General features: G+C 60.0%; 5 protein-coding genes and 1 pseudogene. 3 read left to right on the top strand and 3 right to left on the bottom strand.

Annotated features, from left to right (window positions below; all coding sequences use genetic code 11):
• The 3 genes from lptD to rsmA all read left to right on the top strand — a co-directional run.
• Positions 1 to 1,842: LPS assembly protein LptD (gene lptD / locus NDI87_RS06300; RefSeq protein WP_296273976.1), on the top strand; the 1,842-nt coding region annotated here is incomplete at its 5' end.
• A gap of 6 nt (positions 1,843 to 1,848) precedes the next feature.
• Positions 1,849 to 3,201 carry a peptidylprolyl isomerase gene (locus tag NDI87_RS06295; protein WP_296273974.1) on the top strand — a complete coding sequence of 451 codons (1,353 nt, stop codon included), beginning with the start codon at positions 1,849 to 1,851 and terminating at the stop codon, positions 3,199 to 3,201.
• A 10-nt stretch (positions 3,202 to 3,211) separates the two neighbouring features.
• On the top strand, positions 3,212 to 4,015 hold the full coding sequence (gene rsmA, locus NDI87_RS06290; protein WP_296273983.1) for a 16S rRNA (adenine(1518)-N(6)/adenine(1519)-N(6))-dimethyltransferase RsmA: 804 nt from the start codon (positions 3,212 to 3,214) through the stop codon (positions 4,013 to 4,015).
• Between the two features lie 170 nt (positions 4,016 to 4,185).
• Here the strand turns inward: rsmA and NDI87_RS06285 are convergent.
• The 3 genes and pseudogenes from NDI87_RS06285 to NDI87_RS06275 all read right to left on the bottom strand — a co-directional run.
• A pseudogene (locus tag NDI87_RS06285) lies at positions 4,186 to 4,626 on the bottom strand (barstar family protein); the annotation flags it as partial.
• Positions 4,627 to 4,674: 48 nt separating this feature from the next.
• The gene (locus NDI87_RS06280; protein ID WP_296273981.1) at positions 4,675 to 5,067 is read right to left on the bottom strand and encodes a ribonuclease domain-containing protein; all 393 of its coding nucleotides are present in this window, start codon (positions 5,065 to 5,067) and stop codon (positions 4,675 to 4,677) included.
• A gap of 174 nt (positions 5,068 to 5,241) precedes the next feature.
• Positions 5,242 to 7,554, bottom strand: coding sequence for an NADP-dependent malic enzyme (locus NDI87_RS06275; protein WP_296273971.1), 2,313 nt, complete (start codon positions 7,552 to 7,554; stop codon positions 5,242 to 5,244).
• Between the last annotated feature and the right edge of the window lie 60 nt (positions 7,555 to 7,614).

The following is a 7,614-nucleotide window of genomic DNA, read 5'->3' as shown; positions in this document are numbered from 1 at the left end:
CGCCGCTTGCCGGGCCCCAGCTGGATGCCGGACTGGATTTTGAAGGCCAGCACCATTACCCTGGACAACGAAGAAGACGTGGGCACCGCCACGGGAGCCTTGCTCAGCTTCAAGGGGGTGCCGCTGCTGCCGGTGCCCTACATCAGCTTTCCGCTCAGCGAGCAGCGCAAGTCGGGCGTGTTGCCACCCACGATCGGTCTGGACAACGTCAATGGCTCCGAAGTGTCGGTGCCCTACTACTGGAACATCGCGCCCAATCGCGATGCCACCATCACCCCCACCCTGATGAGCAAGCGCGGCGTCAATATCGGCACCGAATTCCGTTATCTGGAACAAAACTACCAGGGCGAGGTCCAGCTTGACTGGATGCCTTCCGATCAATTGCGTGACGCCAACCGCTGGGGCCTGAATCTGAACCACCAGGCCCACATCGACAGTGCCTGGACCGACGACGGCGCCGCCTTGAAGCTGAACCTGAATCGGGTCAGCGATGACAACTATTGGCGTGATTTCAACCTCGCCAGCAACTCCCTGACGCAACGCCTGCTGGCCAATGATGCCACCTTGTCCTGGAGCCAGGGTGCCTGGTCGAACAGTGTGCGCACGCTCAAGTGGCAAATCCTGCAGGATGTCACGGCACCGATCATCCCGCCCTACGACCGGTTGCCGCAGCTCAGTACCAGCTACGCCCGTCACCAGGTGACGGGTTTCAACTATGCCTTCAGCGCCGACTACACCCGTTTTCAATCCGACGCCACGCGCACCGGACAAGCCAACGGCCAGCGCGGCTTTGCCTTGTTGCAAGCCAGCTACCCGATGACCGCCCCGGCCGGATTTTTAACGCCCAGAGTGCAATTGCACGCCAGCCAATACCAGTTTGAAGCACCCCTGAAAAATGGCGACACCTCCGCCAGCCGCGTACTGCCCACATTCAGCCTCGACAGTGGCCTGGTGTTTGAGCGCGACACCCGCTTGTTTGGCCGCAACCTGCGCCAGACGCTGGAGCCCCGGGCCTTTTATGTCTACACGCCCTACCGCGATCAGAGCCTGTTGCCCAATTACGATTCGGGTGCCAACGACTTTAACCTGGCCACCATTTACACAGAGAATGCCTATGTCGGCAATGACCGCATCTCTGACAGCAATATGCTGACGCTCGGCGTGACCACCCGCTTCCTGGACCCTGCCACCGGTGCTGAAACAGCCCGCCTGGGGCTAGCGCAACGGCTGCGCTTCTCGGACCAGAATGTGACCTTGCCCGGCGAGTTACCCGCAGACGGCCGCGTCAGCGACCTGCTGCTGGGCGGTTCCATCAACTGGGATCCACGCTGGAGCGTTGACAGCACGATCCAGTTCAACCCCTCCACCGACCAGTCGGTACGCGCCACGCTGGGCGCACGTTACAACCCCGGTCCTTACCGCACCCTCACGGCGGCCTATCGTTTCCAGCGCGACTCAAGCGAGCAAGTTGATTTTGCCTGGCAGTGGCCACTCAACGACCTCTGGGGCGACAAGGGCCAGAGCCTGGCTTCGGGTCAGGGTCAGGGCCAGGGACGCTGGTACAGCGTGGGGCGCATGAACTACAGCATGAACGAGCGCAAGCTGGTCAACGCGCTGCTGGGTTTTGAGTACGATGCGGATTGCTGGCTGGGCCGCATTGTGCTGGAGCGCCTGCAAACCAGTAGCCAGACCGCCACCCAGCGCATCATGTTCCAGCTGGAATTTGTCGGCTTCACCCGGCTCGGTGTGAATCCGATCAAGTCACTCAAGGACAATATCCCCGGCTACCAGATGCTACGTGAGCCCGGCAGCCCGCCCAGCCGTTTCAGCAATTACGATTGAACCACCATGACTGTCCGCTTTAAACTTTTATCTGCTGCCGTGGCCGCCTGTTTGCTCGGTGCACAGGCGCAGGCCCAGGGTTTGCGTCTGGCGCCCGCAACGGGCGCCTCCAGCCCGGCCAACAGCGCCGCCACTTCTGACTTTATCGTGGCAGTCGTTAACTCCGAGCCACTCACCAATACCGAGGTTCAGCGTGAAGTTCTGCGCGTGCAGCAACAGTTTGCGGCTCAGCGCCGTCCTGCGCCCAACCTTCAGCGCCTGAACGCCGAGCTGGTGGAGCAGCTGATCAACCAGAAAGTACTGCTCCAATACGCGCGCGACACGGGCATCAAGGTTGAAGACCTGGCCATTGACCAGTCCGAACAATCGATCGCTGCGCAAAATCAGCTGACGGTTGCCGAGTTGCGCCAGCGGGTTGCAGCCGATGGTTTGACGGTGGCGCAGTTCCGGGCCCAACTGCGCGATCAAATTCTGCTGCAGCGCTTGCGCGAGCGAGATTTGTTGCCTCGGGTGCGGGTGTCCGAATCCGAGATCGATGCCTATTTGCAGGCGCAGCAAAACACGCAGGACCCGAGCCAAATGGACATCAATCTGGCGCAAGTTCTGATTGCCGTGCCTGAGGCGGCCAGCGCCGATCAGGCGCAGGCATTGCAGGCGCAGGCCGGCAAAGTGCTGGCGCGCGCGCGCGCCGGCGAGGACTTTGCCAGCCTGGTGCGCGACTTCTCTGCCCCCTCGGCGCAGCCCAACGGCGGTCAGCTGGGTTTGCGCAGCGCTGACCGTTACCCGGCCTCATTTATTGAGGCCACAAAACAGTTGGCGCCCGGCGAGGTGGCAGACCTGGTCCGTTCACCGGCTGGTTTTCATATTTTGAAAGTGGTGGAAAAAACCAACGCGGGTTTGCCCGCCATGACAATTACGCAAAGCCGTGCCCGCCATATTTTGCTGCGACCCTCGGCAGAACTCAGTGAAGCCCAGGCCCGTGCGCGCCTGCTCGATTTCAAAAAACAGCTGCAGGCAGGGCAGGCGGATTTTGCCGCGCTGGCACGTGAATATTCACAGGACGGCAGCGCAGCGCAAGGCGGCGACCTGGGCTGGGCCAGCCCGGGCATGTTTGTGCCCGAATTTGAGAGCGTCCTGAACCAGTTGGCGCCAGGCGAAATCAGCGCCCCCCTGCTGTCACGCTTCGGCCTGCATCTGATTCAGTTGCAGGAGCGGCGTCAAGCCAAACTGAGCGAAGCCGAGCAACGCCGGGCGGTAGGCGCGTTGTTGCGCGAGAAAAAACTTGAGGAAGCGGCACAAACCTGGACCCAGGAGTTGCGTGGCCGGGCCTATGTCGAGCTGCGTCAGCCGCCGCAGTGACGCTGACCAGATGAAGCACGGCAAGCACATCCCGCGCAAGCGTTTTGGCCAGCATTTCCTGGCTGACGGCGGCATCATCGAGGCCATTGTGCAAGCGATTGACCCGCAGCCGGGCCAGGCCATGGTTGAAATTGGCCCGGGCCTGGCGGCACTCACCCAGCCGCTGGTCGAGCGTTTGGGCGCCTTGACGGTCATCGAACTGGACCGCGATCTGGCGCAACGTCTGCGCAGTCACGGCCAGTTGCGGGTCATTGAGTCCGATGTGCTGAAAGTGGATTTTGCCCAATTGGCCCAGGCGCAGGCAGCACCTCGACTGCGCGTGGTGGGCAACCTGCCCTACAACATCTCCACACCCATCCTGTTTCATTTGCTGCAGTATGTGAACGTCATCGAAGACCAGCACTTCATGCTGCAAAAAGAGGTGATTGACCGCATGGTGGCCAAGCCCTCAACGGCGGCCTATGGCCGCTTGAGCGTGATGTTGCAGTGGCGTTATGCCATGGAAAACGTGCTGTTTGTGCCGCCCGGGAGCTTTGATCCGCCGCCACGCGTGGACAGTGCCGTGGTGCGCATGGTGCCGCGCCCGGACGCGGTGGCGCTGAACGAGCAGGCTTTAAGCGAACTGGTGCAGGTGGCCTTCAGCCAGCGGCGCAAATTGTTGCGTCACACGCTTGGCGCGTGGTTGCAGACGAAAAATTTTGCCGGGGAATTTGATGTGCAACGGCGTGCCGAAGAGGTGCCGGTGGACGAGTACCTGCGGCTGGCGCTGGCGTTGGCCAGCGCCCAGGCATCAGATCAGGCGGTGGTCCAGTAACCCGCGTTGAACGGGCTGCTCATGCGCAGCGCTTGCGGCGAGATGTCGAGCAGCTTGTCGGTGGGCATTCTTTCGCCGTTTTCAGTGAGCAACTCAATGCCCGAGGTCGGTGGGTTGCTGGAAAACTGGGCGTGCTCACCCTTGCTGGTGTGCGCAGCACGGGCCACCGAAAAAGAATAGAAGCAGCGGAAAGGGATCTTGCGGTCACCCCAATAGTCGGCGGTGTCACGGAAAATGTCGAGCAACTGTTCACGCGCTTCCTTGTCAAACTTGGCATGCGCCGGAATGTGCTCCAGCACCACAATAAAGCCGGGCTGCGGGCCCGACTTGTGCACCGGATCGGTCATGCTGTCGTAGAGGGAATCAAAGTTTTTGCCCACGGCCACCGTCAACATGAATTGCTGGCCAATCAGGTCGAGCACGTCCTGCTTGCTCTGGGCGTTGGCAATGTTGGCGTACAGAAAGTGCTGACCCATGGCCTGCGCCGCCTCCTGCAGGTCTTGCACCCGGAAAGCCCGGATCGACTGCACGATGTTGGGGCGAACACCCTTCAAAATCGTCTCGGAGACGGTCTTGAGTTGTGGCTCGGCAATGGTTTGACTAGGTGACATTTTCAATTCTCTTTTCACAATTTCAATTTATAAACTGACAATTCAGGTTCAGGGCGCAATCCGGCGAAAACTGGCGTAGTGATCTGCCGTGAAATAACAAACCTCTGGCGTATAGACTTGACCGCCACAGACAATCCGTTTCACACCCCGATGCTTCAAGCCAGGTGTCGGGACGGTATATTCACGGTAAAAACCACGTTTTTGGGCAGGCAGCAAACGCTCCCGGTTACCAAAAACAGAACCATCCTTTTCACTGACAAACGGACCTCCCTGGTGGATGCGTCGGTAAATTTCGGCACCGGGACTCGGCAGCTCAGCCAGGCTGATCGTGCTTTGCAAACCCACTGGCGGGGGCGCTTTGGCCTGTAACCCACCAGCCAGCAAGGCCGCCGCAAGTGTCAAGCCAGTCAGCACCAACTTAAAACGCTTCAACGACGACATAGCTTCAATTTCCAATAAAAAATTCGGGTAAACCCGAACATTTGAGGCTCTAGTGTCGCTGATTTGACAAAAAATTGCAAGCTATTGCCCATTTCATGGGCAATTCAGGCAAGGGAAATAAGGGCCAGGCGCTGGCTGGCCTGGCCCTTTTGAGCGAACAATTCGCCAGAGTTGCTAACGGATGGCGTTGGCGTCGGCGACCGTCAGGGCGGTCATGTTGACAATGCGGCGCACCGTGGTGCTGGCCGTCAGGATATGCACCGGCTTGGCCGCACCCAGCAGCACCGGACCCACCGCAATATTGCCACCCGCTGCTGTTTTGAGCAGGTTGTAGGCAATGTTGGCGGCATCAATATTGGGCAGCACCAGCAAATTGGCGTCACCGTGCAGTGTGCTGTTGGGCATCAGGTTGGCACGTGCGGCGCCATCCAGAGCCACATCACCATGCATTTCACCATCCACATCGAGCCATGGCGCATTCGCGCGCAACAGCGCCAACGTATCGCGCATTTTGACGGCGCTGGGCTGGTCGCTGCTGCCAAAGTTCGAATGCGACAGCAAGGCAGCTTTGGGGGGAATGCCAAAACGCAGCATTTCTTCGGCAGCCAGCACCGTGATTTCAGCCAATTGCTCGGCGGTGGGGTCGTAGTTGACATGGGTATCGACCAGAAACACCTGCCGACCAGGCAGCATCAGGCCGTTCATGCAGGCGTAGGTGTTGACGCCGGCGCGCCGCCCCACCACCTGATCGATGTATTGCAGGTGAATCGGGGTGGTGCCCCAGGTGCCGCAGATCAGACCATCGACATAACCCTTGTGCAACAGCATGCTGCCAATCAGCGTCAGGCGGCGGCGCATTTCAATCTTGGCCATTTGCACCGTGTTGCCTTTGCGCTCGGTCATGCGGTGGTAGCTTTGCCAGAATTCGCGGTAGCGCTCGTCATGCTCGACATTGACCACTTCGTAATCCATGCCCTCTTTCAAGCGCAGGCCGAATTTCTCGATGCGCTCGGCAATCACCTTGGGGCGGCCAATCAGGGTGGGCATGGCCAGGCCTTCATCCACCACGATTTGCGCGGCGCGCAGCACGCGCTCCTCTTCGCCCTCGGCAAAAGCCACGCGTTTTTTAAGCGATTTTTTGGCCGCGTTAAAGATCGGCTTCATCACCGTGCCCGAGGCATAGACAAAGCTTTGCAGTCTTTCCCGGTAGGCGTCCATGTCGGTGATGGGGCGCAGCGCCACGCCGCTGTCAAAGGCAGCCTGCGCCACCGCTGGCGCCACCTTCATCATCAGACGCGGGTCAAACGGCTTGGGAATCAGGTACTCGCGGCCAAAGGCCAGGGGCTCGCCAGCGTAAGCCGCGGCCACCACTTCGCTTTGCTCGGCCTGGGCCAGTTCGGCGATGGCATGCACGGCGGCCATTTCCATCTCGACCGTGATGGTCGACGCGCCGGCATCCAGCGCACCGCGAAAGATGTACGGAAAGCACAGGATGTTGTTGATCTGGTTGGGGTAGTCCGAGCGTCCGGTGCCAATGATGGCATCGTCACGGACGGTCTTGACTTCCTCTGGCGTGATCTCCGGCGTGGGGTTGGCCAGCGCAAAAATGATCGGGTTCGCAGCCATGCGTTTGACCATGTCAGCCTTGAGCACACCACCGGCCGACAGGCCCAAAAAGACGTCGGCGTTGTTGATCACTTCGCCCAGCTTGCGGGCATCCGTTTTTTGGGCATAAATGGCCTTGTCCGGGTCCATCAACTCAACCCGGCCTTCATACACCACACCAGCAAGGTCGGTGACCCAGACGTTTTCACGGGGGATGCCCAGCTTGACCAGCAAACCGATGCAGGCCAGCGCCGCCGCACCGGCACCCGAGGTGACCAATTTCACGTCTTTGGGTTCCTTGCCGGCTACCTTCAGTCCGTTCAGGATGGCCGCGCCGACCGTGATGGCGGTACCGTGCTGGTCGTCGTGAAACACCGGAATTTTCATGCGCTCGCGCAATTTGCGCTCGACGTAAAAACAATCGGGCGCCTTGATGTCTTCCAGGTTGATGCCGCCAAAGGTCGGCTCCAGCGAAGCAATGATGTCCACCAGCTTGTCGAGGTCGTGCTTCTCGTCGATCTCGATGTCAAAGACATCAATCCCGGCGAATTTCTTGAACAGCACGGCCTTGCCTTCCATCACCGGCTTGCCCGCCAGCGGGCCAATGTCACCCAGGCCCAGCACCGCCGTGCCGTTGGTCACCACCCCCACCAGGTTGCCCCGGCTGGTGTACTTGTAGGCATTGTTGGGGTCTTTGACAATCTCCTCACAGGGAATGGCCACGCCGGGTGAATACGCCAGCGCCAGATCGTGCTGATTGATCAACTGCTTGGTCGCCGCAATGGCGATCTTGCCCGGAATGGGATACTGGTGGTACTCGAGAGCGGCACGGCGCAATTCGGCGCGTTTGTCTTCGGGGGTGGCTGGTGCGGCTTGCGTCATGGGGTCTCCTGCTGATATGAACCAGCCCAACGGGGCCGGCACCTGCTTTTGCGCAGGGAA

This window comes from Rhodoferax sp. (assembly GCF_023701345.1).
Lineage (GTDB): Bacteria > Pseudomonadota > Gammaproteobacteria > Burkholderiales > Burkholderiaceae_C > Rhodoferax.
The sequence above is the reverse complement of the archived record's forward strand: the minus strand, read 5'-3'. Positions and strand labels throughout refer to the sequence as shown.